This is a genomic window from Nonomuraea sp. NPDC059023 (genome assembly GCF_042740095.1).
GTDB lineage: Bacteria > Actinomycetota > Actinomycetes > Streptosporangiales > Streptosporangiaceae > Nonomuraea.
Genome location: NZ_JBHYIO010000018.1, coordinates 129,113 through 154,177 on the forward strand (window position 1 = coordinate 129,113; position 25,065 = coordinate 154,177).

General features: G+C 71.9%; 25 protein-coding genes. 19 read left to right on the forward strand and 6 right to left on the reverse strand.

Going from position 1 to position 25,065, the window contains the following annotated elements; genetic code table 11:
- The 8 genes from ACFWYW_RS29175 (at position 1) to ACFWYW_RS29210 (ending at position 5,982) form a co-directional block, all read left to right on the forward strand.
- The gene (locus tag ACFWYW_RS29175) at positions 1-468 is read left to right on the forward strand and encodes an SRPBCC family protein (protein ID WP_379616002.1); all 468 of its coding nucleotides are present in this window, start codon (positions 1-3) and stop codon (positions 466-468) included.
- A gap of 7 nt (positions 469-475) precedes the next feature.
- Positions 476-937 (forward strand): anthrone oxygenase family protein, encoded by a 462-nt coding sequence (locus ACFWYW_RS29180; protein ID WP_379616004.1) that lies wholly within the window; start codon positions 476-478, stop codon positions 935-937.
- A 25-nt stretch (positions 938-962) separates the two neighbouring features.
- The gene (locus ACFWYW_RS29185; RefSeq protein WP_379616006.1) at positions 963-1,700 is read left to right on the forward strand and encodes an SDR family NAD(P)-dependent oxidoreductase; all 738 of its coding nucleotides are present in this window, start codon (positions 963-965) and stop codon (positions 1,698-1,700) included.
- Position 1,701: 1 nt separating this feature from the next.
- Complete coding sequence (locus ACFWYW_RS29190; RefSeq protein ID WP_379616009.1) at positions 1,702-2,037, forward strand: antibiotic biosynthesis monooxygenase family protein; 336 nt, start codon at positions 1,702-1,704, stop codon at positions 2,035-2,037.
- Positions 2,034-2,336, forward strand: a complete 303-nt coding sequence (locus ACFWYW_RS29195) for an antibiotic biosynthesis monooxygenase family protein (protein WP_379616011.1) — start codon at positions 2,034-2,036, stop codon at positions 2,334-2,336. The genes ACFWYW_RS29190 and ACFWYW_RS29195 overlap by 4 nt, the downstream gene beginning before the upstream one ends.
- A gap of 132 nt (positions 2,337-2,468) precedes the next feature.
- Positions 2,469-4,133, forward strand: a complete 1,665-nt coding sequence (locus ACFWYW_RS29200; protein WP_379616013.1) for an acetyl-CoA carboxylase carboxyltransferase subunit alpha — start codon at positions 2,469-2,471, stop codon at positions 4,131-4,133.
- Positions 4,130-4,600: an acetyl-CoA carboxylase biotin carboxyl carrier protein gene (locus ACFWYW_RS29205; RefSeq protein WP_379616015.1), complete on the forward strand. Its 471-nt coding sequence runs from the start codon at positions 4,130-4,132 to the stop codon at positions 4,598-4,600. Before ACFWYW_RS29200 ends, ACFWYW_RS29205 begins: the two co-directional genes overlap by 4 nt.
- Before the next feature lie 26 nt (positions 4,601-4,626).
- Entirely contained in the window at positions 4,627-5,982 is a 1,356-nt protein-coding gene (locus ACFWYW_RS29210) for an acetyl/propionyl/methylcrotonyl-CoA carboxylase subunit alpha (protein ID WP_379616017.1), read from the forward strand.
- A gap of 2 nt (positions 5,983-5,984) precedes the next feature.
- On the opposite strand, the gene ACFWYW_RS29215 is transcribed toward ACFWYW_RS29210, so the two are convergent.
- Both ACFWYW_RS29215 and ACFWYW_RS29220 read right to left on the reverse strand, forming a co-directional pair.
- On the reverse strand, positions 5,985-6,812 hold the full coding sequence (locus tag ACFWYW_RS29215; protein ID WP_379616019.1) for a BTAD domain-containing putative transcriptional regulator: 828 nt from the start codon (positions 6,810-6,812) through the stop codon (positions 5,985-5,987).
- Between the two features lie 138 nt (positions 6,813-6,950).
- Positions 6,951-8,444, reverse strand: a complete 1,494-nt coding sequence (locus tag ACFWYW_RS29220) for a peptide MFS transporter (RefSeq protein WP_379616021.1) — start codon at positions 8,442-8,444, stop codon at positions 6,951-6,953.
- Positions 8,445-8,652: 208 nt separating this feature from the next.
- Here ACFWYW_RS29220 and ACFWYW_RS29225 point away from each other — a divergent pair, with 208 nt between their 5' ends.
- Together ACFWYW_RS29225 and ACFWYW_RS29230 are read left to right on the forward strand one after the other, a co-directional pair.
- On the forward strand, positions 8,653-9,021 hold the full coding sequence (locus ACFWYW_RS29225; protein ID WP_379616023.1) for a TcmI family type II polyketide cyclase: 369 nt from the start codon (positions 8,653-8,655) through the stop codon (positions 9,019-9,021).
- Positions 9,018-10,046, forward strand: coding sequence for a methyltransferase (locus tag ACFWYW_RS29230; protein ID WP_379616025.1), 1,029 nt, complete (start codon positions 9,018-9,020; stop codon positions 10,044-10,046). The genes ACFWYW_RS29225 and ACFWYW_RS29230 overlap by 4 nt, the downstream gene beginning before the upstream one ends.
- Here ACFWYW_RS29230 and ACFWYW_RS29235 read toward each other — a convergent pair.
- A complete protein-coding gene (locus tag ACFWYW_RS29235; RefSeq protein ID WP_379616027.1) occupies positions 10,043-11,323 on the reverse strand; it encodes a glycosyltransferase in 1,281 nt (426 codons plus the stop codon). The genes ACFWYW_RS29230 and ACFWYW_RS29235 overlap by 4 nt on opposite strands.
- Positions 11,324-11,518: 195 nt before the next feature.
- Here ACFWYW_RS29235 and ACFWYW_RS29240 point away from each other — a divergent pair, with 195 nt between their 5' ends.
- Positions 11,519-12,139, forward strand: coding sequence for a DedA family protein (locus tag ACFWYW_RS29240; RefSeq protein ID WP_379616029.1), 621 nt, complete (start codon positions 11,519-11,521; stop codon positions 12,137-12,139).
- On the opposite strand, the gene ACFWYW_RS29245 is transcribed toward ACFWYW_RS29240, so the two are convergent.
- Together ACFWYW_RS29245 and ACFWYW_RS29250 are read right to left on the reverse strand one after the other, a co-directional pair.
- Positions 12,108-15,080 carry a BTAD domain-containing putative transcriptional regulator gene (locus ACFWYW_RS29245; RefSeq protein ID WP_379616126.1) on the reverse strand — a complete coding sequence of 991 codons (2,973 nt, stop codon included), beginning with the start codon at positions 15,078-15,080 and terminating at the stop codon, positions 12,108-12,110. The genes ACFWYW_RS29240 and ACFWYW_RS29245 overlap by 32 nt on opposite strands.
- A gap of 311 nt (positions 15,081-15,391) precedes the next feature.
- Positions 15,392-16,822 (reverse strand): MFS transporter, encoded by a 1,431-nt coding sequence (locus tag ACFWYW_RS29250; protein WP_379616031.1) that lies wholly within the window; start codon positions 16,820-16,822, stop codon positions 15,392-15,394.
- A 366-nt stretch (positions 16,823-17,188) separates the two neighbouring features.
- On the opposite strand from ACFWYW_RS29250, the gene ACFWYW_RS29255 reads away from it, so the two are divergent.
- The 5 genes from ACFWYW_RS29255 to ACFWYW_RS29275 are packed head-to-tail and all read left to right on the forward strand — an operon-like array spanning position 17,189 to position 21,819.
- Complete coding sequence (locus ACFWYW_RS29255) at positions 17,189-17,923, forward strand: SGNH hydrolase domain-containing protein (protein WP_379616128.1); 735 nt, start codon at positions 17,189-17,191, stop codon at positions 17,921-17,923.
- On the forward strand, positions 17,923-19,122 hold the full coding sequence (locus tag ACFWYW_RS29260; protein WP_379616033.1) for an acyltransferase family protein: 1,200 nt from the start codon (positions 17,923-17,925) through the stop codon (positions 19,120-19,122). Before ACFWYW_RS29255 ends, ACFWYW_RS29260 begins: the two co-directional genes overlap by 1 nt.
- A 14-nt stretch (positions 19,123-19,136) precedes the next feature.
- Entirely contained in the window at positions 19,137-19,667 is a 531-nt protein-coding gene (locus ACFWYW_RS29265) for a hypothetical protein (RefSeq protein ID WP_379616035.1), read from the forward strand.
- A complete protein-coding gene (locus ACFWYW_RS29270) occupies positions 19,664-20,347 on the forward strand; it encodes a response regulator transcription factor (protein ID WP_379616037.1) in 684 nt (227 codons plus the stop codon). Before ACFWYW_RS29265 ends, ACFWYW_RS29270 begins: the two co-directional genes overlap by 4 nt.
- Positions 20,344-21,819 (forward strand): sensor histidine kinase, encoded by a 1,476-nt coding sequence (locus ACFWYW_RS29275; RefSeq protein WP_379616039.1) that lies wholly within the window; start codon positions 20,344-20,346, stop codon positions 21,817-21,819. The genes ACFWYW_RS29270 and ACFWYW_RS29275 overlap by 4 nt, the downstream gene beginning before the upstream one ends.
- A 24-nt stretch (positions 21,820-21,843) precedes the next feature.
- Here the strand turns inward: ACFWYW_RS29275 and ACFWYW_RS29280 are convergent, their stop codons facing one another.
- The gene (locus ACFWYW_RS29280; protein ID WP_379616041.1) at positions 21,844-23,286 is read right to left on the reverse strand and encodes an FAD-dependent oxidoreductase; all 1,443 of its coding nucleotides are present in this window, start codon (positions 23,284-23,286) and stop codon (positions 21,844-21,846) included.
- Positions 23,287-23,342: 56 nt separating this feature from the next.
- Between ACFWYW_RS29280 and ACFWYW_RS29285 the strand changes: the two genes are divergently transcribed.
- The 3 genes from ACFWYW_RS29285 (at position 23,343) to ACFWYW_RS29295 (ending at position 25,043) form a co-directional block, all read left to right on the forward strand.
- Positions 23,343-23,540: a helix-turn-helix domain-containing protein gene (locus ACFWYW_RS29285; protein WP_379616130.1), complete on the forward strand. Its 198-nt coding sequence runs from the start codon at positions 23,343-23,345 to the stop codon at positions 23,538-23,540.
- Between the two features lie 9 nt (positions 23,541-23,549).
- Positions 23,550-24,029, forward strand: a complete 480-nt coding sequence (locus ACFWYW_RS29290; protein WP_379616043.1) for a Clp protease N-terminal domain-containing protein — start codon at positions 23,550-23,552, stop codon at positions 24,027-24,029.
- Between the two features lie 123 nt (positions 24,030-24,152).
- On the forward strand, positions 24,153-25,043 hold the full coding sequence (locus ACFWYW_RS29295; protein WP_379616045.1) for an alpha/beta fold hydrolase: 891 nt from the start codon (positions 24,153-24,155) through the stop codon (positions 25,041-25,043).
- The last annotated feature ends 22 nt before the right edge of the window (positions 25,044-25,065 follow it).

The window sequence follows — 25,065 nt, forward strand, 5'->3', positions numbered from 1 at the left end:
ATGGCCGGGGGACACACCGAGAACGCGATCGTGATCGCGGCTCCGATGGAGCTGGTCTGGACCATGACCAACGACGTCGAGTCGTGGCCGGACCTCTTCAGCGAGTACGCGAAGGCCGAGGTCCTGCACCGCGAGGGCGACATGGTCCGCTTCCGCCTCACCATGCATCCCGACAAGGACGGCAACGCCTGGTCGTGGGTGTCGGAGCGTACCGCCAACGCCAGGACGCGCACGGTGCAGGCGCACCGCACCGAGCTGGGCTGGTTCGAGTACATGCACCTGCACTGGGAGTACGCGGAGGTGCCCGGCGGCGTGGAGATGCGCTGGATCCAGGACTTCCGCATGAGGCCGGACTCCCCGGTGAACCTGGAGCAGATGACCGACCGGATCAACGGCAGCTCGCCCGGCCAGATGAAACTGATCAAGGAGAAGGTCGAGCGGGCGGCGCAGCGGGCCGGGAAGCCGTGAGCCGGCCATGACCGAGGTGGCGCTACCGCTGGCCCTGCTGGCCAACGGCCTTTCCGCGGGCGTGCTGATGGCCACCGTGCTGGGGGTCGTGCCGTTCTACATGACGCTCACGGCCGGCGACTACGTCAGGGCCCACGCGTTCGCCGTCGGGCGCTACGACCCGTTCCAGCCCGCCTGCCTGATGGTCACCGTCCTGGCCGACGTGCTCGTCGCGGCGGCGGAGCCGCGCCCGGCGGGGCGGCTGCTGTGCGCGGCCGCCGCCCTGGCGGCCGGCTCGGTGGTGGCCGTCTCGCTCACCCGGAACGTTCCGATGAACCGCTGGGTCAAGGCGCAGGATCCGGACGCGCTGCCGCCCGGCTGGGACCTGGACGCCTTCCGCCGCCGGTGGGCGCGGTGGAACAGGACCCGGACAGGGCTGGCCGTACTCGCTCTCACGCTGAACACCGGAGCCGCAGTCGCGCTGCTCTGAACCGCGAACCCAGAGGAGAACCATCATGAGCTTTCGGCTTGAGGGCAAGAACGTCCTGGTCACCGGAGGCACGAGAGGGATCGGCCGCTCGGTCGTGCTCAGCCTGGCCCAGGAGGGCTGCAACGTCGTCGCCTGCTACCGCGCCGACAACGAGGCGGCGGCGCGGCTGGAGAAAGACCTGTCCGCCACACCGGGCAAGCACGGCGTCGTCCAGGCCGACGTGGGCAAGGCGGACGAGGTCGTCAGGCTGATCGACGAATGCCGTACGCGGCTCGGCACGCTGGACGTCGTCGTGCACAACGCCGGCGCCATCAGCCACATCCCGTTCGCCCAGCTCGAACTGGACGAGTGGCAGCGGGTGCTGAACACCAACCTCACCGGCATGTACCTCGTGATACGCGGCGCGCTGCCGCTGATGTCGGAGGGCGGCTCCGTGGTCGCGATCGGCTCCAAGGCGGCGATGGCCGGCGTGCCCCTGCGTACGCACTACACGGCCTCGAAGGCGGGAGTCCTCGGCCTGGCCAGATCGCTGTGCAAGGAACTCGGCCCGCGCGGGATCAGGATCAACGTGATCGCCCCCGGGATCATCTCCACCCACGCCGCGGAGGGCCTCAGCCCTGAGCAGGAGCAGCGCTACCGTGCCATGACCGCGCTCGGCCGGCTCGGCGAGCCGGAGGAGATCGCCGACGTCGTGCTGTTCCTGGCGAGCGACCGCTCCCGCTACATGTCCGGCGAGACCGTCCACGTCGACGGAGGGATCTGAGATGGGCGACAAGGCGCAGGTGTTCCGGGTGATGCTGAGAATGCAGATCCTCCCGGGCAAGGAGAAGGACTTCGAGCGGGTCTGGTACTCCGTCGCGGACGTGGTCGGCGGCAATCCGGCCAACGTCGGCCAGTGGCTGTCGAAGAGCGCCGAGGAAGAGGGCGTCTACTACATCATGAGCGACTGGGCCGGCGAGGCCGCGTTCCGCGTGTTCGAGAAGAGCGACGCGCACGTCGAGCACCGCGAGAAGCTGCACCCCTACCGCTCGCACGGCACGATGACGACCCTGCACGTGGTGTACGACCTCGGCCGCGATCGCTCGGAGGCGGGCCGGTGAGCGGCGCGGTCCGCGTCCTGGTCTACTACGCGGCCGCCGCCGGCGACGAAGGCTCTGTGATCGACGCCTACCGGCGGGTCAGCCTGGGGATGCGCGGCACCGGGGGGCTGCTGAGCAGCCAGCTCCTGCAGTCGGCGCGGGAGCCGAGCGAGTTCGCCGTGCTCAGCGAGTGGACGAGCCTGTCGCAGTTCACCGCCTGGGAGCAGGGCACGTGGCACAAGGGGCAGACGTCCGCGCTCCGGTCGTACCACGACAGCGGCAAAGGCTACGGGATCTATGAAGTCGTGGACCAGTTCTGAAGGACGGCCGGGCCCCGGGGACCCGCGGCGGATCATGCACGCGGTGGGGCGGCACGTATGGGCCGGTTTGCAGGCGATCGGGCGGACGAACTTCGCCGACGGGTGGTCGAGCGAGGAAAAGGAGGAGCGACGATGACCATCACTTTTCCCCCCACGGCCGAAGCCGCCGAATGGATCCGCTGCGCGCGGTGCGGGGAGATCGTGTACGGCAAGCGGTTCACCCGCGATCTCGGCGTGTGCCCGGGGTGCGCGTCGCACACCCGGCTCACCGCCCGGCAGCGGATCGAGCAGATCTTCGACGACGGATCGGTGCGGGCGATCGAGGCGCCGCCGACCCTCGAAGACCCGCTCGGGTTCGTCGACAGCCGGCCGTATCCCGACCGGCTGCGCGAGGCGCGCGCGAAGACCGGGATGGACGAGGCCGTGCTGTGCGTGCGCGGCACGATCGAGGGCCACGCGGCCGTCGCCGCCGCCATGGACTTCCGGTTCATGGGCGGCAGCCTCGGCGTCGGCGTGGGAGCGCGCATCGTCGCCGCGGCCGAGGTCGCGCTGGTGGAGCAGGTGCCGTTCCTGCTGGTGACGGCCTCGGGCGGCGCGCGTATGCAGGAGGGCGCGCTGTCGCTCATGCAGATGGCCAGGACCAGCCAGGCCCTGGCCGAGCTCGACGAGGCCGGGATTCTGACCATCGCGGTGATCACCGATCCGACCTACGGCGGGGTGGCCGCGTCCTTCGCGACGCTTCCCGACGTCATCCTCTCCGAGCCGGGCGCCCACATCGGGTTCGCCGGCCCGCGCGTGATCGAGCAGACGATCGGCCAGGAACTGCCCAGCGGATTCCAGACCGCGGAGTTCCTGCGCGCGAAAGGGCTCATCGACGACGTACGGCCCCGCGCCGCGCTGCGATCCACGCTCGCCCGCCTCTGCTCCCTGCGGAAGCCGGCCGAGCGCGCGCCCGCCGCCGAGCCGGTCCAGCTCGTCTTCCAGCCGGAACGGCTGCCGGTCAGAGACGGCTGGACGGCCGTTCAGCTCGCCCGGCACGCCGACCGGCCCACGACGCTCGACTACGCCGGCTACATGCTGGAGGAGTTCTTGGAACTGCACGGTGACCGGCTGAGCGGTGACTGCCCGGCGGTCGTCGGCGGGCTCGCCCGGCTCGGCGGCAGGCCGATCGTCTTCATCGGCCACCAGAAGGGCCACACCACCAGGGAGCGTGTCGAGCGCAACTTCGGCATGCCCACGCCGGCCGGATACCGCAAGGCGGCCCGGTTGATGCGGCTGGCCGCCAAGCTGGGACATCCGATTCTCACGCTGGTCGACACGCCCGGGGCGTACCCCGGAATCGAGGCGGAGGAGGAGGGCCAGGCGTGGGCGATCGCCGAGAACCTGCGCCTGATGTCGGCGCTGCCCGTGCCGGTCGTCACCGTCGTCACCGGGGAGGGCGGCAGCGGAGGGGCGCTCGCGCTCGGCGTCGCCAACCGTGTCCTGGCGCTGTCCAACGCCGTGTACTCGGTGATCAGCCCCGAGGGGTGCGCGTCCATTCTGTGGAAGAGCCCGGCGGCCGCGCCGCTGGCCGCCGAGGCGCTCCGCCTGGACGCCCGCGAGTTGCTGCGGCACCGGATCGTCGACGGCGTGATCCCCGAGCCGGGGGAGGGCGCCCACGCGGACCCGGCGGCGACCGCGCGACTGCTGGCGGCGGCGGTGTCCGAGGCGTTCGAGGATCTGGCCATCCATGAGCCGCGCAAGCTGATCGCGGAGCGCCGCCAGCGGTTCCGCCAGTACGACGCGAGGCCACGATGAGCGCGGCGGACCCGATGGAACGGGCGCTGATCGCCGAGCTGTGCCACCACGCCGCCGAGCTCATCGCCGTCGGCGGTGGCATGCGCAGAGTGCGGCTGCGGTCCGGCGACACGGTCGTCGAGCTGGAACGGCCGGAGGCCGCCGGGGCTCCGGCACCCGCCCCGGCTCCGGCGCCCGGCGCACCCGACGAGGTGCATCCGGCGCCCGGCGGACCCGGCGTGCACCACGTGTGCGCGCCGATGGTGGGCACCTTCTACCTGGCGCCCGAGCCCGGGGCCGCGCCGTTCGCCGGTATCGGCGACATGGTCGAGAAGGGGCAGCAGATCGGAATCCTCGAGGCCATGAAGCTCATGAATCCCATCGAGGCCGACACCTCCGGCCGGCTCGTCGACATCCTCGTGCCCGACGGCACGCCGGTCGAGTACGGGCAGAAGCTGTTCGCCGTCGCCCCGCTCGCCACCTCGTGAAGGACGACCGCGCGCCTGGAGGCTCCATGTTCTCGTCGGTCCTCATCGCCAACCGGGGCGAGATAGCGCTGCGCATCGCCCGGAGCTGCCGCGAGCTCGGCCTCCGCGTCATCATGATCCACTCGACGGCGGACCGCGACTCGCCCGCGCTGCGGCTGGCCGACCAGCGGGTGCAGATCGGACCGGCGATGGCCAAGCGCAGCTACCTCTACCCGCCCGCGATCCTGGAGGCGGCGCTGAGCACGGGGGCGCAGGCCGTCCACCCCGGCTACGGCTTCCTGTCCGAGGACGCCGACTTCGCCGAGATGTGCGCGTCGAAGGGGCTGGCCTTCATCGGCCCGTCACCGGTGGTGATCGCCTCCCTGGGGGACAAGACACAGGCGCGCAACCTCGCCGCCGCCGCGGGGCTGCCCGTCCTTCCCGGTAGCCCGCGCCCGCTCCACAGCGGGCCGGAGGCCAAGGAGGTCGCCGACACGATCGGATACCCCGTCATCATCAAGGCCGTGGCCGGCGGCGGCGGCCGCGGCATGGCGGTGGTCGGCGACGCGCGGGACTTCCCGCGGGCGTTCGCCGAGACGAGGGCGAACGCCCAGGCGGTGTTCGGCGACGCGCGGGTCTTCGTCGAGAAGTACGTCGAGCACGCCCGCCACATCGAGGTCCAGGTTCTGGGCGACCTCCACGGCGGCCTCGTGAGCCTGGGCGAGCGCGACTGCACCGTCCAGCGGCGCAGGCAGAAGCTGATCGAGGAGTCCCCGGCGCCCGGACTGGCGGCCGGGCTCGCCGGGCGCATCCGGGAGGCCGCGCTCGCCCTGGCACGGCGCGTGGGCTACGTGAGCGCAGGGACGTTCGAGTTCCTGGTCGACGACGCGGGCGGGTACTTCTTCATCGAGGCCAACTGCCGGGTCCAGGTCGAGCACCCCGTGACCGAGATGGTCACCGGGGTCGACGTCGTCAGGGAGCAACTGCTGATCGCCGCCGGCCGCCCGCTCTCCCTCCGCCAGGAGGACGTGGTGCCGCGCGGCGTGGCGATCGAGTGCCGGGTGAACACCGAGGACCCGGGGCGGGGGTTCCTCCCGACGCCGGGCGTCGTCGAGCGCTTCGTGCCGCCCGGGGGACCGTTCACCCGGGTCGACACCCACGGCGCCGACGGCGTCACGATCGGCGCCGAGTACGACTCCCTCCTGGCCAAGGTCATCGTGTGGGCGCCCGATCGTGACCAGGCGATCGCCCGGATGGCGCGTGCGCTGAGCGAGTTCCAGGTCACGGGGCGCGGCATCCGCACGACGATCGGCTTCCTCCAGGACGTGCTGGCGGATCCGCGCTTTCGTGACGCCCGGCACACCACGGCGCTCGCCGACCTCATGGTGGCCATGAGGTCGTGAGCTCACAGGACGCAGTCGGCCTTTCGCGTGGACGCCGGCCCGTGCCGCCCGGACAGCGGGCCGTGGCCTAGGCCGGGTACATGGCCGGTGGCCAGCACCGTCCGCTGCAGCTCCTGCATCTCCGAGCCGGGCTCAAGGCCCAGTTCCTCGCGCAGGATGTAGCGAAGCCGGTGATAGACCTCCAGCGCCTCATGCCGCCGGCTGGCCAGCGAGAGCGCCTCCATCAGCCGCAGATGGAACCACTCGTCGAGCGGGTGGACCGCGGTGAGCTGTTTGAGCTCGGCGATCACCTCGTGGTGCCGGCCCATCCGCAGCCAAGCCTCGATCTTGAGCTTGGTGGCGTGTACGCGCAGCTCCTCCAGCCGGGTCGTGTAGATCGCCAGCCGGGGCCCGGTGACCACGTCCGCGAGCGCCGATCCGTGCCAGAGGCCGAGGGCCTGGCACAGCGCCGCCGAGGCGGGTTCGAGCTTGTTCGTCTTGAGGTGCTGCCGTGCGGCGTGGACGAGCCGTTCGAAGCGGACGGCGTCCAGCAGGTCGTCCTCGACGGCCAGCAGGTACGCGCCGTGTTTGGTGACGAGCCGCGGCCCGTCGGCCTCCCGGTCGCCCCGCGACAGCAGTTTGCGCAGTTGGTAGACGTAGGTCTGCAGGGTGGTGGGCGCGCTCACCGGCGGGTGCCCCTCCCAGAGTTCCTGGACCAGCGCGTCGGTCGGCATGACCTCGTTCGCCGAGGACAGCAGGAGCGCGAGCACGGTCCGCTGCTTCGGCGCGCTCGGGGTCAACCGCCGCGTACCTTCCAGTACCTCCAGGGTTCCGAGCACTTGAAAGCGCATGTCGCATCGTTTCCTCACGTAGCGGCGTCGGCACGATCGGGGTTCTGCCTACCGGGGAGTGCGGTCCCTTCACCCTTTGTAGTCGATGCTGGTAAACTGCCGCTTTCGTCTTTCTTTCGCGCATTATTTGGCGTGAGGTCAGGACACCGCCGAGGATACGGCCACCGCGTCCGAGGGCGACATCGCGGCCGCGAGCCGCCGCCTGGCGACGGCGAACCCCACGGCCGTCACGAGCGCGAGTACGGCGAGCCCGAGAAAATACCCGGGCTGCGGATCCCCACCGGAGACCACCCGGCCGAGCAGGCTGCCGAGCCCGCCACCGACACCCGCGAACATCCAGTAGAGCGCCATGGTACGGCCGGCGAACGCGGAAGGGGCCAGGTCCACGGTCGCGCTCATGACCGTCGGCCCGAGGATCACCTCCCCGACCGCCAGCGTGAGCAGCACGAACAGCAGCCACACGGGCGAGACGGCCGGCCCGCCCGCCGCCAGCACGGCCGCCACGCTGATCGCGGTGAAGCCGACCGCCGCCAGCCCGTGCCCGAAAGCGATCTTGTCCACCACGCCGACGCGCCCGCCTCCGCGGGTCCAGAACCAGGCCGCGACGGGCGCGGTCACGAGGATGAACAAGGGGATGGCCGCCTGGAACCAGCTCGCCGGGATCAGGAAGCCGCCCACCTCGCGCGCGGTGTGCCGCTGCGCGAACAGGCTGAGCGTCGAGCCGGCCTGGATGACGAACATCCAGAAGAGCGCCACCGCGAGCAGCATCCACCGGAACGCCGACAACCGGCGGTTCTCGGCCCGGCTGAGCCGCGCCCGCCGGCGCAGGATCGCGAGGTAGGCGAACGGCGCGAGCAGGGTGACGAGCCCGACGAGCGCGATCCCGTGGGTGATCGCGAAGCCGCCCGACAGGACGGCCGCCGCGAGCAGCACGCCGATGACGCCGCCGGTCACCGCCACCCGGACCGCCACGGTGCGCAGCTCGGCCCGGCTCGCCCGCTGCGCCGGGACGCTGCCGATCCCGCCGAACCTCCGTGAGCCGGCGGCGTACTGGATCACCCCTAACGTCATGCCGAGCCCGGCGGCCCCGAATCCGAGGTGCCAGTCCATGCGCTCGCCCAGGAAACCGGTGACCAGGGGCGCGAGCAGCGCGCTGATCTGGATGCCGACGTAGAAGACGACGAGCGCGGCCTCGCGCCGGTTGCTCTCGTGGGGGCCGTAGAACCGCCCCAGCAGCGCCAGCATGTTGGGCTTCAGCAGCCCGGTGCCCACGGCGATCGTCACCAGCCCGAGGTAGGCGGTGGGCCGGACCGGCAGCATCAGCAGGTAGTGGCCCAGCGCGATGACGATCCCGCCGTACAGCGTCGCGCGGTGCTCGCCCAGGACCCGGTCGCCGAGCCAGCCGCCGGGCAGGGACAGCACGAAGATCAGGCCCACGTAGGCGCCGTACAGGGCGACCGCGGTCGAGTGCGGCAGGCCCAGCCCGCCCTCCCTCGCGGGGGCGACCGCGAACAAGATCAAGATCGCCTGCATCCCGAAGAAGCTGAACCTCTCCCACATGTCGGTCAGGAACAGCGTGACGATCCAGCGCGGCCTTTCGCGCGGCTTCGGGGTGCTGGAAGGGGGGTACATGCCGCCTCCAAAGCTTGCGGACACCTGCCATGCTCGTGGCCGCGACTAGAGGGCAGGTCGAAGGGCGGTCGAGGTCCTCGAGGTGGATTCGAGCCCCGTGCTAGCCCGCCGATGCAGACTGACGGCCAGATCGTTGTCTGGTTTCCGTTCCCCGCTTCCGCCCGACGCGCGGCCGAGGGCCGTCAGCGAAACGCCGAGGAGAAACCGCATGGAACGCATCCTGGTCGTCGCGCGCATCCGGCCCTCCGCCGAGGCGGACGTCGCCCGGTTATTCGCCGAATCAGACCAAACCGACCTGCCCCGGCTCGGCGGCGCCGTGAGCCGCAGCCTCTTCTCCTTCCACGGCCTGTACTTCCAGCTCATGGAGGTACGCGAGAACGCCCAGCACACGATGAGCCAGATCCGCCGGCACCCGGAGTTCCGGCGGCTGAGCGAGCGGCTCACGGAGTTCATCGAGCCGTACGACCCGCAGACCTGGCGCTCTCCGCGGGATGCGATGGCCAGGGAGTTCTACCGATGGGAGGCCGAGCCGGGAGGCTCTCCCGTCCACCTCGTCGACGACAGGGAGGGACGATGAACGCCGGCAAGAAATCCATCACCCGCGAGTCGCTGCTCGGCATGATGCAGGCGTACAAGACGACGAGCCTGCTCAGGACGGGCGTCTCGATGGGCGTGTTCGACTGCCTGGAGGAGGGGCCGGCCGACGCCGAGACCGTGGCGGGCCGCCTGGGCAGCGACGTGCGCGGCATGCGCATCCTGCTGAACGCCCTCGCCGCCGTCGGCCTGGCCGAGGAGAACGACGGCCGCTTCGCCCTGCTCGCCGGAGCCGAGCAGTTCCTGGTGAGCAAGAGCCCGGCGTACTTCGGCGACATGGTCCACGTCATGGCCAGCGACTGGGAGTGGGACGCGCTCAAGCGGCTGGACCAGGCCGTACGCCACGGCGGGACCGTCATGGAGGTCCACGCCGAAACCCCCGGCTACGCGTACTGGGAGGACTTCGCGTCCTACGCGGTCGCGGTGGCCCGCCCCACGGCCCGGGTCGTCGCCGACGCGCTGGAGCCCTGGGCGGTCGGGCGGGACAGCCTCGACGTGCTGGACGTGGCCTGCGGCCACGGCATGTACGGACTGACGCTGACCCAGCGCAACCCGCACGCGCGGATGTGGGCGCTCGACTGGCCCAACGTGCTCCCGCTGACCGAGCAGCACGCCGAGCGCATGGGGGTACGCGAGCGCGTCCACCGGCTGCCGGGCGACATGTTCGAGGTGCCGCTCGGCGGGCCGTACGACGTGGTCCTGGTCACGAACGTGCTGCACCACTTCTCCGAGGAGCGCGCGGGAGAGCTGCTGCGCAGGCTCGCCCCGGCGGTCAAGCCCGACGGCAAGATCGTGCTGGTCGGCTTCACCCTGGACGCGCCGCCCGCCGAGGACCCGGCCCCGCACCTGTTCTCGATCCTGATGCTGACCTGGACGTTCGAAGGCGAGGTGCACACCGTCCAGTCCTACACGCGGATGCTGGCCGCGGCCGGGTTCACCAACGGCCGCCGGCACGAGGTCCCCGGCCTGGCCTTCCGGGTCCTGGTGGCGGACAAGACAGCCGGTTAGGCCAGTTGCTGGACGCGCCGGCCGTACGTCTGGGTGAGGCCGGTGTAGATCTCCTCGAACCTGGCGAGCGAGCGCAGATGGTCGTGGGTGACCGCGACGGCGCGGGCGATCCCGCCCATCGTCGCCGCCAGTTCGGAGTCGGTCAGCACCCGCGTGAGGAGGCGGGCGAACACCGGTACCTCGCCGGTGCGGTAGAGATATCCGGTCTTGCCCTGCTGGACGAGGTGCGTGAGCGCGTTCGCCTCGGCCGCGACGACCGGCAGGCCGCTGGCCATCGCCTCAAGAGTGGCGACGCTCTCGAGGCCGGAGACGTTCGGCATGGCGAACACGTCGGCAGAGGCGTAGGCGAGGTGCAGGTCGTCCTCCGCGACGTGCCCGAGGAAGTGGGTGCGGCGGCCGACGCCGAGCGAGTCCGCCAGCCGCGTCAGCTGCGGTCGCTCGGGTCCGGCGCCCACCAGGACGACCTGCGCGTCCGCCTGCCGGCACACGTACCGGAGGGCGCGGAGCAGGTCGTCGAGCCGCTTCTCCGCGTCCAGCGGGCCGACGAACAAGGCGGTCTCCCGGTCGGGCAGGCCGAGTTTCGCGCGCGCCCACGTCTTCGGCTCCTCCCTCGGCCGGAACCGGCTCAGGTCGACGCCGCACGGCACCGCCTCGACCGGCCGGGTGAGGCCCTTGTCGGCGAGCAGTTCCGCGGCGCCCCGGGTGGGGACCGCGACGTGGTCCGCGCGCCCGAACACCCGGGCGAGATCGCGCCAGGCCAGGGCCCCCACGAGATCGTCCACCGCGCTGCTCGCCACGGACCCCCGCCCCGCCGGCGACGGCGCGCGGGGCGGCGGGTGGATCGGCGGCGTGACATGGGTGGTGGCCACCACGGGCACGCACAACTGGCGGGCCGCGTTGATCAGCGTGCGCCCGACCAGGAAGTGGCTGTGCACGTGGACCACGTCGGGGGCGATCCGCCGCAGCAACTTCGTGAGCGTGCCCATGAGCAGGAGCGGCACGGTGACGCGTTTCGCCCGCCGCGCCCGCGTGCGTACCGACCGCAGCCGGTGCATCGTCACGCCGCCCGCCCTCTCCACCCGGGGCGGCCCGTGCTCGGACTGGCACACGATGTGCACGTCGTACCCTCGTGCGGCCAGGGCGTGGGCCAGCCGGTAGGCGGAGCCGGCCGTGCCGTTCACGTCGGGCGGGTAGGTGTCGGTGCCGATGAGCAGCCGCAGCGCTCGAGGCTCGTCCTCGGCACCGTCGATCGGATGTCCCGAAGGACAGGAGATCATGGGACCACTCCTTCGAAGCTGTCGTTCGCACGGGAGAGGCGGGCGCCGGTCACCGACCGCGTACCACCATGCTCGTCAGGTACGGTGACGGGTGCCATCGGGAACAACCCTGACGTTTGCCCGGCCGCCCCTGAGATGACCCTGACAACGCGGCTATCGGCCAGTCAACACACCATTCAGAGGAGATCGCCCAGCATGGGGCTGATCGAATACTTGACCGACGCCCACCCCCTGCTGCTCTGCGGAGCCACGCTGCTGTTCATGTCCGTGGAGACCTCGCTGCTGGTCGGGCTCTTCGTCCCGGGCGACGGGGTGGTCCTGCTGGCGGGGACCACCGTCGACTCGCCGCTCCGGTTCGTCCTGCTCGTCGCGGCCACCACCGTCGGGTGCCTGGCGGGGGAGACGCTCGGATACGTGCTGGGCCGCCGGTTCGGGCCGTCGATCCGGCACAGCTGGGCGGGCCGGCGCATCGGAGCCGGCAAATGGGACAAGGCCGAGAGCTTTCTCCGCCGCCGGGGCGGACCCGCCGTCTTCGGGTCGCGGTTCGTCACCGTGATCCACTCCCTGGTGCCGATCGCGGCGGGCACGCTGGCCATGCCGTACCGGCGGTTCATCCGCTGGGCCCTGCCGGCGGCCGTGGCCTGGTCGTGCCTCTACGTGGGGGTGGGGGCGGCCGTCGGCGTCTCCTATCGTGAGTTCGGCTCCGAGCTGGGGTTGTGGGGCACGCTGATCCCGCCGGCGATCGTGGGCGCCGTCGTGGCGGTCCGCGTCGTGCGCGCCCGGCTCAGGCGGCGCCGCTGCGACCGTCCCGCCTGAGCGAGCGCGCCGCGAACTCCCCGGCCCACCGGCCGCCCCGCTGGTGCTCGCCGAGCGCGATGTTGGCCTGGGCGAGGATGCGCGAGGCACGCTCCCGCACACGGTACGCGCCCAGTTCGTTGAGCCGGCTCAGGCTCGGAACCAGGAGGGCGACGGCGTCCCGCGCCCTGCCTGCCTGCAGATGGATCTCTCCTTCGAGGCAGGCGACCTCCGCCTCGCCGCAGGTGTCCCCGAGCCGGGCGAAGGTGCGGCGGCTCTCCTCGGCCAGCCGCATCGCCTCCGCGAACTGCCCCTGCTCCAGCGCGACGGCGCCGAGCAGCGCGAGCGGACGCGCCTTGCCGTAGCGGTCGCCGATGCCGGTGAGCTCCCTGGCCTCGTGGGCCCGGAGGGGCGCCGACCGCAGATCGCCGACGCGCAGCGACGACCAGCCGAGCCGGTTGAGCGTCACCGCCTCCAGACGGGTCTCGCCCAGCTCGCGCGACTGCCGCAGCACCCGCTCAAGCGCGGCGCGCGCCTCGGCCTTGCGCCGCAGGCCCAGCAGCGCGTCGGCGGTGGTGCCGAGCGCGAGGACCTCGGCGTGCGGGTCGGAGAGCCCCCTGGCCAGCTGGTACGCCCGCTTCGCCAGCGTCAGCCCGTCACCGGCCTTCGACCGTGTCACGCTCACGAAGGCCAGGACCGCCAGGCTGTACGGCAGCTCCCCGGCGGCTTCAAGCCGTTCGAAGTTGCTCACGCACTTGACGATCAGCCGGTGTGACTCGCTCACCCGGCCCTGCCTGAGCAGCAGCAGGGCGCGGCAGTGCTCGGCCCGCCACCCGGTCCGCTCGTCGCCGTTGGCCCACGCGGTGTCGCGGACCACGATGCACAACCGGATGAGCGTCGCCAGGTCGTCGCTGTGGCTGGCGAGCTGGGCGATGATCTCGGTGATGCGGGCGGCCCGCTCGTGCCAGCCGTACCGGCAGCAGCGGACCACCATCGCACGGAGATGGTCGCGCTCGGCGGCGAGCCACCGCCAGGGGCGCTCGTCGACGCGGGAGATGTCGTGCGCGGGGACCGGCGCGCCGATACCGCTCTCCGGCGGGAGCTGGCCTACCGCCCGGGGCAGGTGCCCCGACGCCCGTTCGGCGAAGGCGAGGATGGAGTCGGTGTAGCGGCGCAGGGCCGCGCTCGTGATCACCGGGTCGTCGTGCTCGGCGAGGCCGGCCGCGTAGAGGGAGGACAGGGGGTGCAGGCGGTACGTCGGGTCGAGCAGCGTGTTGAGGCCGACCGGTTCGAGCAGGTTGTGCTCGATGAGCCGGTCGGCCAGCCGCTCGTCGGCGGGGTCGGCGAGCGCGGCCAGGGTCAGCGGCGTGACCACGGTGTCGGACAGCAGGCCGAGCCGCCGGAAGGCGGCGCGGGCCGGCGAGTCCAGCGCGACGTAGCTGCGCTCCAGGCTGCGCCGCAGGTCGAGATCGCTGATCCGCAGCTCGTCCAGACGGCGGTGCCCGTCCTGCAGCCGGGCGGCGAGGGACCCCAGGCGCGCCAGCGGCTGGGCCGCGAGCCTCGCCCCCGCGATCCGCAGCGCCAGCGGCAGGTATCCGCAGGCGGCGACGATCTCCTCGGCCGCCAGGGCCTCCTCCTGGACCCGCCGGCGTCCGGCCAGGACGGTCAGCAGGTCGAGCGACTCGCGTTTCGACAGGCAGACCAGGCGCTCCGAGACGGTCCCGGCCAGCGCGGACAACAGGCGGCGGCTGGTGATGAGCACGGCACAGGTCCGCGTGCCGGGAAGGAGCGGGCGTACCTGCTCGACGTCCCGCACGTCGTCGAAGACGAGCAGGACCCGGCGGTCGGCCAGCCGGGACCGGAAGAGCGCCGATCGCTGCTCCTGGCCTTCCGGGATCGCCGGCAGGCTCAGCCCCGTCGCCTCCAGCAGTTCGCCCAGCACCTCGGCGGGCGTGCGCGGATGCTCGCCCGTCCCGTTCAGCCGGACGTACATCTGGCCGTCGGGGAACCGGTCCTGGACATGATGGGCGATCCGGACGGCCGTGGTGGTCTTGCCCACGCCGGCGGGCCCCGTCAGCGTGACGATCGCCATCGAGCCGGTCCCGCCGGGGTCAAGGACCGTGTCGACCCGCTTCAGAAGCTCGGTCCGTCCCACGAAGTCGGAGATGCCGACGGGCAACTGGCGCGGCGTCGTCCATGAGGAGACGGCCGTGCCCAGATCCCTGCCTCCTCTTCGGTAACCGTTTACGGAGACGAGGTCGGGGTCGCCGGTCAGCACGGCGTGTTGAAGGCGCTCCAGTTCGTCGCCGACGTCGAGCCCGTACTCGTGGCGCAGCACGGCGGAAACGGACGCGAACGCCTTCAGCGCCTCCACCTGCTGGCCGCAGCGGAACAGCGCGATCATCAACTGGCTGCACAATCGCTCGCGCAAGGGATACTTGCGGACGAGCCTTCGCAGTTCGGGGACGACGCCGTCGTGGTTTCCCAGCACGAGTTCCACGTCGAAACGCCGGTGCAGGCACCGGAACCACTCCTCGGTGAGCTGCGGCACCTCATCGCGCAGGATGGAGTCGGAGCGGATGCCGGCCAGCGCGGTGCCGCGCCACAGCGCCAGCGCCTCGTGCAGGAGGCTGAGCTCGCCCGGCAGGTCGCCGGCGTTCTCCACCCTCGCGGCCCGATCGACGAGGGCGCGGAACCGCAGCAGGTCGAGGTGGTCCTGGTCGGACTCGATGAGGTAGCCGCCGGGGATGGTGTGGATCACCTCCACGTCGCCGAGCGTGCGGCGCAACCGGGCCAGATGCGTCTGCAGCGAGGCGCGCGCGTAGCGCGGCAGGCGGTCCTCCCAGAGCCGTTCCATGAGGTCGTCCGCCAGCACGACACGGTTCGCCGACAGCAGCAGCGTGGCGAGGATCGCTCTTTGCTTCTCGGCGTTGACCGCGATCGTCCGATTTCCACGCTGCACGTCCAACGGTCCCAAGATTGCGAACCGTATCCCCTTAGCCATGGGTATTGCCCCCCGGTGCAGGACTGTAATGAATGGCACATGAAGTGCGCTCGAACATTACGTACGCGATGGTCACCGCCGGCCCGCCGCTTGGTGCACGCGTCGCCGGGCTGCGGAGTCCTCGCGCCACCCCACGTGATCAGTGTTACAAAGTTGCACCGCCTTGACAAGAATCTCTCACCATTATGCAGAGATCCTTTTAATAGGCGCAAACGATTTTCTTTCCCCGATTTGTGCGTGCGCCTGTTCCTATTATGGGCGGGAAGAATTCAGGAAGCGCCGGTGGGCACCTGCCGGTCGCCCGCCGGCGTACCGTGCGTACGGGTGCGCCGGGGCAGGAGCGGGACCAGCAGGACCGCGGCGAGGAACACCCCGGCGTTGTAGAGCAGGGTCTGCCAGGTGGCGCCCGCCCAGGCCGCCGGGTCGCGCGGTCCGGCGCCGACCAGGCCGAAGAAGATCGCGCCGACGACGGCCACGCCCGCCGCGGTGCCGAGCTGGATGGTGGCGTTGGCCACGCCGGATCCCGCGCCCGCGTCGCGGGCGGGTACTCCGGCCAGGACCAGGTCCACCAGGATGGGCACGACCAGGCCGGAGCCCATGCCCGCCCCGAGGAGACAGGCGAAGACCTGCCAGGAGTGCGTGGCGCCGCCGTGCAGCCGGAGCACCACGATCAGCGCGGCCATGCCCGCGGCCATGACGACCAGGCCGATGGCGATGAGCCGGCGGCCGGCGACGGCGCCGTACCTGATCGCGAGGGTGGCGGTGAGGCCGAGGCCGATCGTCCAGCCCAGGCCGGTCAGCGCCATGCGCAGGGGAGTCCAGCCGTGCGCGACCTGGAAGTCCCATACCAGCACGATCATGTACGACATGATGCCGGAGAAGACCAGCGCCATCAGGATGGATCCGGCGACGAACGACCGGTTGCGAAACAGCGCCGGTGGGACCAGCGGGGAGAAACCCTCCCGGCGGAACTGGCGCAGGCCGAAGACCGTGAACACCGGCAGCGAGGCGGTCATCGAGACCACCGCCCATTGCGGCCAGCCCAGCTCGTGCCCCTGCACCAGCGGGAACATCAGCATGACCGAGGCGAGCCCGAGCAGCAGCACGCTCGGGATGTCGAGGCGCAGCGGCCGGTCCGACTTCGACTCGGGCACCATGCGCGCCGCGCCCGCGAACGTGAGCACGCCGATCGGGACGTTCACCCAGAAGATCCAGCGCCAGCCGGGCCCGGCGGTGAGCAGGGCGCCGACAACGGGCCCGGCCACCGAGGCGATCGGGACGACCACACCGAGCAGCCCCATCGCCTTGATGCGCTCGGGCGGCCGGAACATCACCTGGATCACCGACAGCACCTGCGGCACCATCAGCGCCGCGAACACCCCCTGCGCCACCCTCGCGCCGGCCATCATCTGGCCGTTCTGGGCGAGGCCCGCCAGCGCGGACGCGGCGGTGAACCCCGCGACGCCGACGAGGAAGACCTTCTTGCGGCCCGCGATGTCCCCCAGGCGCCCCCCGGTGACCAGGAGCAACGCGAACGCGAGCGCGAACCCGGCCAGGATCCACTGCTGCAGTGAGACGCCCGCCCCCAGCTCGCGCTGAATGTAGGGCAGGGCGACGTTGACGATCGTCACATCGAGCTGGTTCATGAACATGGCCGTAAGGACGATCAGCAGCGCGAGCCACCGGTGGGGGAATGCCATGTGACCCTCTTCTACAACGGAACTTTGGGCATATCTACCCATAGTGGCGTGGGTGACTAGAGCCCGGCTCCAAACCTGCTGGAGCCCTTCCCTGAAAGGCGTCAATAATCCATGAATGATGTTTTTCTGGGTAATTGTCTAACCTGATGGGGAAGGCTTGCCGGCGTCGCTCGGGGTACCCGCCCGCTTCTATGACGGCAAGTCTCTCATTGTGTGATGAAACGATGACAACGCCGGTGATCTCCGGGTTCGCCTGGTTGCCTGACGGCCATGCGATCGATGAATCTCTCCCTGAATGTCCGGTTTGCCCAAGGGCCGGCGGGTCGCCGCCGTGCCGCGGCGGCCGTGACCATGGCGGCGGTGGTCATGCTCGCGGGTTGCGGCGCGTCGGCAGGCGACGGACAAGCGGCGGCCGACGAGACGGCCCGGAACCCGCAGAAGGCCGCGACCGACGTCCGGGTGCTGTGGATGGGCGACTCCATCGCCGGCGCGCAGGCCCCGGCCCTGGAAGCCGCGTTGAAGGCCGGTGGGGCGGCGTTCAAGAACGCCAGTTCCGCCGGTGGCGGCACCCTCGTGGCCGGCGGCCACCCGGTGACGAGCAAGATAGCCGCCGACACCTGGAAGGCGCTGAAGGAAGACCTCTCCTCCTTCCGCCCGACGGTGATCGCCTACCAGCTCACCGGCTACGACTGGGGCACCGCCCGCCAGCAACTGTCGGCCTATCAGAAGCTCGCCCGGACGGCCAAGGACGCCGGTGCCCGGCTCGTGCTGGTGTCCGCGCCGCCGTTCAAGATCGACGAGTTCTTCAAGCCGCACGAGGCCGCGATCAAGAGGGCGCCCGCGATGGCCGCCAAGGCCGCCGGAGGCGCTGACGTGCGCTATCTGGACGCCGCCGAGCTGTGGGGCAGCGACTACACGGCCGGCAAGGCCCAGCGCGCCAAGGACGGCATCCACTCCTGCCAGCAGGGGTCGGCGGCCTTCGCCACCTGGTTCACCAAGCGACTCGGGGAACTGGCGGGCTTCACCCCGGCCGCCCCCGCCGACTGGGCCACCGGGCCATGGACCGGCGACGAGCAGTTCGTCAAACTCGGCTGCGGCTGATGCCCGCGACCTCCCGCCGCGCGCACATCGGCGCGCTCGACGGGCTGCGCGGGCTCGCCGTCGCCGCGGTCCTGCTGTTTCACGCCGGGCACCTGGGCGGCGGGTTCCTGGGCGTCGACCTGTTCTTCGTCCTGTCCGGTTTTCTGATCACCGGCCTGCTGCTGGACGAGCTCGGCCGGCACGGCCGGCTCGGCCTGGCGGCCTTCTGGGCGCGCCGGGCCCGCCGCCTGCTACCCGCGCTGACCCTGATGGTGGTGGCGACACTGCTGCTGGCCTGGGCGTTCGCCAGGCCGGACATGCTGAGGTCCGCACTGCAGGACGCGCCGTGGGTGGCCGCCCAGAGCGTCAACTGGCACTACATCGGCGAGCAGATCGGCTACTGGGACGCCTCCGGCACCCGCCTGTTCGCCCACTTGTGGAGCATCGGCGTCGAATGGCAGTTCTACCTGGCCTGGCCCTTGATCGTCGCCGTGGCCGGGCGGGGGCCGGGCGGGCAGCGGCGGGTCGCTCTCGTCGCGGTCGCCGGCGCGCTCGTCTCACTCCTGCTCATGATCAAGCTCGGGGCGGCGGTAGACACCACCCGCGCCTACGAGGGCAGCGACACCCGGGCGTTCTCGCTGCTGCTCGGCGCCGCCGCCGCCACCGCGCCCGCACGGAACGTCGTGGCCCGCCTGCCGCGCCCGGCCACGGACGTGATCTGCGTTCTGCTGCTGTGCGGGCTGGGCGCCTCGTGGGTGGTGACCGCGGGGGAGAAGGCGCCTGGCCTGTTCCAGGGAGGGATGTTCGCCCACTCCCTGGGCAGCGCCGTGCTGATCGCGCTCCTGTCCCACGTGCCGGACGGGCGGATGGGCCGGCTGATCGGCAGTGCCGCGCCGCGCCGGCTGGGCGAGCTGTCCTACAGCCTGTACCTGTGGCACTGGCCGATCTACCTGCTGCTCCCGCGGCCGGCGCCCGGACCCGGTAGCTGGGCCTGGAACTGGGCCTGGACGATCGCCGCGATCGGGCTGTCGTTGCTGGCTGCGGTAGTCTCGAAGACCGCCGTCGAGGATCCGGTACGGCTGCGCGCCGGATGGGCCACCGGGCGGCGCGGATGGGCGGCGCTGGCCGTCACGGCGGTGACCGCGCTGGGGCTGTGGGCGGCGATCCCGCGACCGGTGCCGGGCGCCGGGACGGTGGACCTGAGCAGACTCGACCAGTGAACAGGAGACGACACATGCCGGTGGTCCTGCGCCGCGTTTTGGCGGTCGTGGTCGTGGCGGCGACGCTTGCGGGCTGCGGGATCACCGACACCGACGCCCACCCCGCCGGTCAGCTGGTCCGGGGCAGCCTGACCGCGAGCGGCAGCCGCCTCCTGCGGGTGTACTTCGTCACGCCGCAGGGCACCTGGCCGGTCTCCCGCCCGGCCCTGGCCGGCGACCGGCTGCCGCAGGCCATGAAGGAGCTGTGGGCGGGTCCCACGGCGGACGAGCGCGCCCGAGGGCTGATCACGCACCTGCCGCCGGCGGCGCGGCCGGTCCAGGCCCGCGCCACGGAGGGCGGAGTGGAAGTACGCCTGCCGTGGCTGGTGCGCGACATGCGGGCCATTGCGGTGAGTCAGGTGGTGTGCACGGCCGCCGCGGCCTCGGACGCCGGTGGCGATGCCGTCATCGAGGTGCTGGAACCCGGCATGGGGGACAACCCCTGGCGGGTCAGGTGTGACGAGAACGGGACGGCCGACCCCGTCGGGCAGGGAGGCTTCTCATGACCCGGGTCCTGCTGATCGAGGACGACCCGGCCGTACGCCGGGGCGTGAGCCTCGGCCTCCGCCACCACGGCCACGAGCCCGTGGCGGTGTCGAGCGGTGAGGACGGGCTGGCCGAACTCGTCGCCGGCGCCCCCGACATCGTGCTGCTCGACCTGATGCTGCCCGGCATGAGCGGCCTGGAGACCTGCCGCCGCATCCGCGCCTTCAGCCAGGTGCCCATCGTGATCCTGTCGGCGCGCGACGACGACGTGGACATCGTCGTGGGCCTGGAGGCGGGGGCCGACGACTACGTGATCAAACCCGCCAGCGGCGAGGTCATCGAGGCCCGGATGCGCGCGGTGCTGCGCCGTACCGCACCGCCGGCCTCCGGCAACCAGGCGCGCACCACCCAGGGCGACCTGCTCATCGACCGGGTCGCGCTGCGCGTGCTCAAGAAGGGCGCGCAACTCGCGCTGGCGCCCACGGAGATGAAGCTGCTGCTGTTCCTGTCGGCCGCGCCCGAACAGACCTTCAGCCGCCAGCAGCTCCTCGAACAGGTGTGGGAGCACACCTTCCACGGCGACTACCGGCTGGTCGACGCGTGCGTCATGCGGCTGCGGGCCAAGATCGAGGACGACTCCCGCAATCCCCGCTACATCCAGACCGTACGCGGATTCGGCTACCGGTTCGGCCCGCTGTGATCCGGCCGGCGTTCGCCCGCGGCCTGCGAGCCCAGCTCGTCGTGGCGTTCTTCCTGGTCTCCGCGCTCAGCGCGCTGGTCGCCGCCGCCGTCACCTTTCATCAGGGCCGCACCGCGATCGTGGAACGCGCCCAAGCCGACGCCCTGCAGGAACTGCGCGCCCATGTCACCTCCCGCGCGCCCGACCTGCCCGCCGACCCCGCCGAGGCGGACCTGCGTACCCTGGCGCTGCAACTGGACCGTGCGATGGGCGCGCGCGGTCAGCGCACCGCCCTGTCCTATCGCGGCGGCCCGCTCGTCACCGCCGGGGCGCCGGCACCGCCGCTGCCCGCGCCGCTGCGCGCCCGCGCGGCCACGGCGACCACGGCGCTGGCCCAGCGCTTCCACCACGTCCGGTCACCCTGGCTGGCCGTGGCCCTTCCCGTCACCGCCGCCGCCCGCCCGGACGGTCCCGCACCGCTCGTCGTCTACGCGTCCTTCCCGCTGACCTCCCAGCAGCAGGACGTGGACACGCTGGCCGCCGCCGCACGCGCCGCCGCGCTGCCCGTCGCCGTGGCCTCCATCCTGGCCGCGCTGCTGGCGGCGCGCCGGCTGCTGCGGCCGGTCCGGCGGCTGCGTGCGGCCGCCGTGCAGATGGCCGGCGGCCGGCTGGACACCCGGGTGAACGTCGCCGGCGAGGACGAGCTCGCCGACCTCGGCCGGACCTTCAACACAATGGCCGCCACGCTCCAGGCCGACGCCGACACGCTTCGCGCCATGGAGGCTCGGGCCCGCAGGTTCGCCGCCGACGTCTCCCACGAACTGCGCACCCCGCTCGCGGCCATGAGCGCGGTGACCGAGGTCCTCGACGCCGACGCCTCCGGCGGCGGGCTCGCGCCGCTCACCGCCGAGGCGCTGCACCTGGTATCCGACGAGACACGCAGACTCACCCGCCTCGTCGAGGACCTGATCGAGGTGTCACGGTTCGACGCCGGCGCCGCCGTACTCCACCTCGACGAGGTCGACCTGGGCGAGCTCATCACCAACACGCTCGCGCTGCGGCACTGGCAGGAGCGGGTCCGCACCGAGATCCCGGCCGGGCTGCGCGCCCGCCTCGACCCGCGCCGCGTGGACGTCATCCTGGCCAACCTCGTCGGCAACGCGCTGCGGCACGGCGGCGCGGCGGTGCCGGTGCTCGTCCGGGTACGGGCTGATGCCGACCGGCTCGTCGTCACCGTCTCCGACGACGGGCCCGGCATTCCCGCCGGCCTGCTGCCGCATGTCTTCGACCGGTTCACCAAGGGCGACGCCGCCCGCGCCCGGACCGAGGGCAGCGGCCTGGGCCTGGCCATCGCCGCGGAGAACGCGCGCCTGCACGGCGGCACCCTCACCGCGGCCAACCACGCGGGGGGCGGGGCCGTCCTGACCCTCACCCTGCCCGCCACGTCCACGGTGCCGTCGCCGGGTTCGCGTGCGGGTTCCGGGCGGTCTTGAGCGTTTGCCCGCGACGGCCCGCCTTCAGGTGCGGGGTGCGAACCATTCCGTTGCGGCCGTCGCCAGCCCGTCGGTGCCCGCCCAGGCCACGATTCCGTCGGGACGGATCAGGAGGGCGTCGGCGGGAGGGTTGTCGCAGTGCGCTCGGACCACGTCGATCCAGTGGTGGGCGTCGTCGGCGAGTCTGGCCTCACCGCCGAGATCCAGCAGGACGGGGCGGCCCTGCCGCAGGGATTCGGTCAGTCGTCGTTCACCGGCGCCGGTGGTCAGGCGCAGGCCGGGTAGCAGGCGGCCGGTCAGTGGGTGGGTGGCGGCGCCGTACGGGAGGTCGGAGCCGTGCAGCAGGGCCGCCATGTGGCGCAGGGGCTGCTCGTAGGCGAAGACCTCGGTGAGCAGCGTCCGCAGGGCCTCGCCCTCCTCCCGCGGCAGGCGATCGAGGGCCGCCTGGGCGCGGGTCTGCAGCAGGGCGCGTTCAGCCGCGGGACGGCGCTCGGACTCATAGCTGTCGAGCAGGTGCTCCGGGCCTCGGCCCTTGAGTGTGGCGGACAGTTTCCAGCCGAGGTTGACCGCGTCCGTCATGCCGGCGTTGAGCGCCGAGCCGCCCGCGGGGAACAGGTGGGCGGCGTCACCGGCGAGAAACACCCGTCCGGCTCGGTAGTGGTCGGCCAGCCGGGCCTGGGCGCTCGTGCGTGACAGCCAGATCGGCTCGCCCAGCCGCAGGTCGTCGCCGAGTACGCGGTGGATGGCCGCCCGGAAGCCGGCGAGGGTCACCGGCCCGGCCGGGTGCCGGCCCTTCTCCCGCACGCCGACGATGTGGACGCCGGGCTGGAGTGAGGCGGCCAGGATCCGCCCGGCCGGGGTGCGGTTCCAGCCCGGTTTCAGCCCGGCCAGCTGAGGGTGGTCGAACACGCCGGTCTCGGTGCCGGCGGTGAAGTGGCCGATCCACAGTTCCTCCTCGTCGGTGGTGCCGGGGAAACCGATTCCGGCCAGTTCGCGGACCCGGCTGCCGCCTCCGTCGCAGCCCACGGCGTAGTGGGCGCGCAGGCCGAATCCGGCGCCTTGGGCGCTCACTCCGGACTCGTCCTGCGTGAGCGAGGCCAGCTCGTGCCCCCAGCGGATCGACACGCCCAGCTCGGCCGCCCGTTCGCGCAACAGCCGCTCCAGCCGGGGCTGCGCAATCATCAGCATGCGCAGGGGGATGCCGGCGACCCCGGTGAAGCGCAGCGGGACCGATCCGAAGGGGAAGCCCGGCGGGACCCCGCAGAAGGGGCTGTCGGCGCTCAGGCGTTCCAGCAGGCCGCGGTGCTCCAGCAGGTCGATGATCTGCCCGCCCAGGCCGTTGGCCTTGGGCGTCTGGCCCGGCTCCGCTCGCTTGTCCAGTACGACGGGGCGGGCGCCGGTCAGGCTCAGCTCGCAGGCCAGCATGAGCCCGACGGGCCCCGCACCGATGATCACAACATCGTCCATGCTTGTCAGGCTAGATTGACATAGCTGGCCTGTCAATCTAGCCTGACAACGTGGATATGGAGAAGCTGTCCGAACACATCAGGTCGAACGACCCGGCCGTCGGGCTGCGCGCGGTGGGAGCGCTGCACCGGCTGGCCGAACAGGTCGAGGCCGTCTCGGTGGCGCTGGCCCGCGAGCAGGGGTGGACCTGGGAGCAGATCGGCGACGCACTCGGCATGTCCCGGCAATCCGTGCACGCCAGATACGGAAAGTGAGACACCGCGATGTTCGCGAGCGAGAAGAGTCCCTTCGCGGCGGCAGTCAAGGCCGCGGCTCAAGAAGCCAGGCAGCGCGGCGACCGTCGCATCGGCACCGAGCACCTCCTGCTCGGCCTGCTCGGCGACCCCGGCTCCGTCACGAGCCGCGCGCTCGGCGTGGATCTGGCCACCGCACGGGCCGCGCTCGCCGACCTGGATACGGCGGCCCTGCGCGCGATCGGCCTGGACGTCGGCCAGGCGCCGCAAGCCGGGCCGCTCCGGCACCCTCCGGTGCCCGTTACCGCGCTCGCCACCGGTGCCCGAGCCGCCGTCAATCACGCGATCAAGGCAACGACACGTAAGAACAGGAACGCCCAGGCGCCCGTCCAGCTGCTCCTGGCGTTGCTCGCCCAACGCGAGCCGGACCCGGTGGCGCAGCTCCTGAACCACCTGGGCGTCGACCGTGCCGCCGTCCGGGCACACCTCGACCAGGTGGCGGCGTACTGAGTTCGCCCTGGTTCCACCGATAGGCAGCGACGATCGGTCAGATAGGTAGCCGCTCTTGGACGCCGACCTGACGGACCTGCTCGAATCGGTACCACCCACTGCCGAAGCCCCGTGAAGGAAAGCATGAGCGTCCCGCTGCCCAGCACGTTCCGAGCACGCACCATCGACGTGGACGGCGTCGCCATCCACACGGTCGCCGGAGGCGACGGGCCGCCCGTGCTGCTCCTGCACGGCTACCCGCAGACGCACCTCATCTGGCACGACGTGGCCCCGGCGCTGGCGTCCCGGCACACGGTCGTGCTGACCGACCTGCGCGGGTACGGCGACAGCGCCAAACCGGAGCCGGTCACCGACGACGTCTACTCCAAGCGGGCGATGGCCGGTGACCAGCTCGGCGTGATGCGGGAGCTGGGGTTCGAGCGCTTCTTCGTGGTGGGCCATGACCGGGGGGCGAGGGTGGGCCACCGGATGGCCCTCGACCACCCCGATGCCGTCGAGGCGCTCGCCGTCCTGGACATCGTGCCGACCCGGCACACGTTCGCGCACGCCGACGCCGCCTTCGGCCTCGGCTACTACCACTGGTTCTTCCTCGCCGCCGGGAACGGCATCCCCGAGCGGCTGATCGGCAACGATCCCGAGTTCTGGATCCGCGGCCGGATGACCGCACGGCACTCCGGCGGCGCCGCGTACGACGAGGCCGCGGTCCGCGAGTATGTGCGCTGCTTCTCCGAGCCCGCCGCGATCGCCGCGTCGTGCGCCGACTACCGGGCGGCGGCGGGCGTCGATCTGGAGCATGACGAGGCCGACGCCGCGGCGGGCCGTCGCGTGCGCTGCCCGGTGCTGGCGCTGTGGGGCGAGCACAGCTTCGTCGGCCGCACCTACGACGTCCTGAAGGTCTGGCGCGACTACGCCGACGATCTCAGCGGTACGGCCCTGCCGAGCGACCACTACCTCCCGGAGGAGGCGCCCGCCCTGGTCGCCGCGGAGCTGAAGGCGTTCCTGACCGGGGCCTGAGACGGGACCCCGGCCGGGAGGG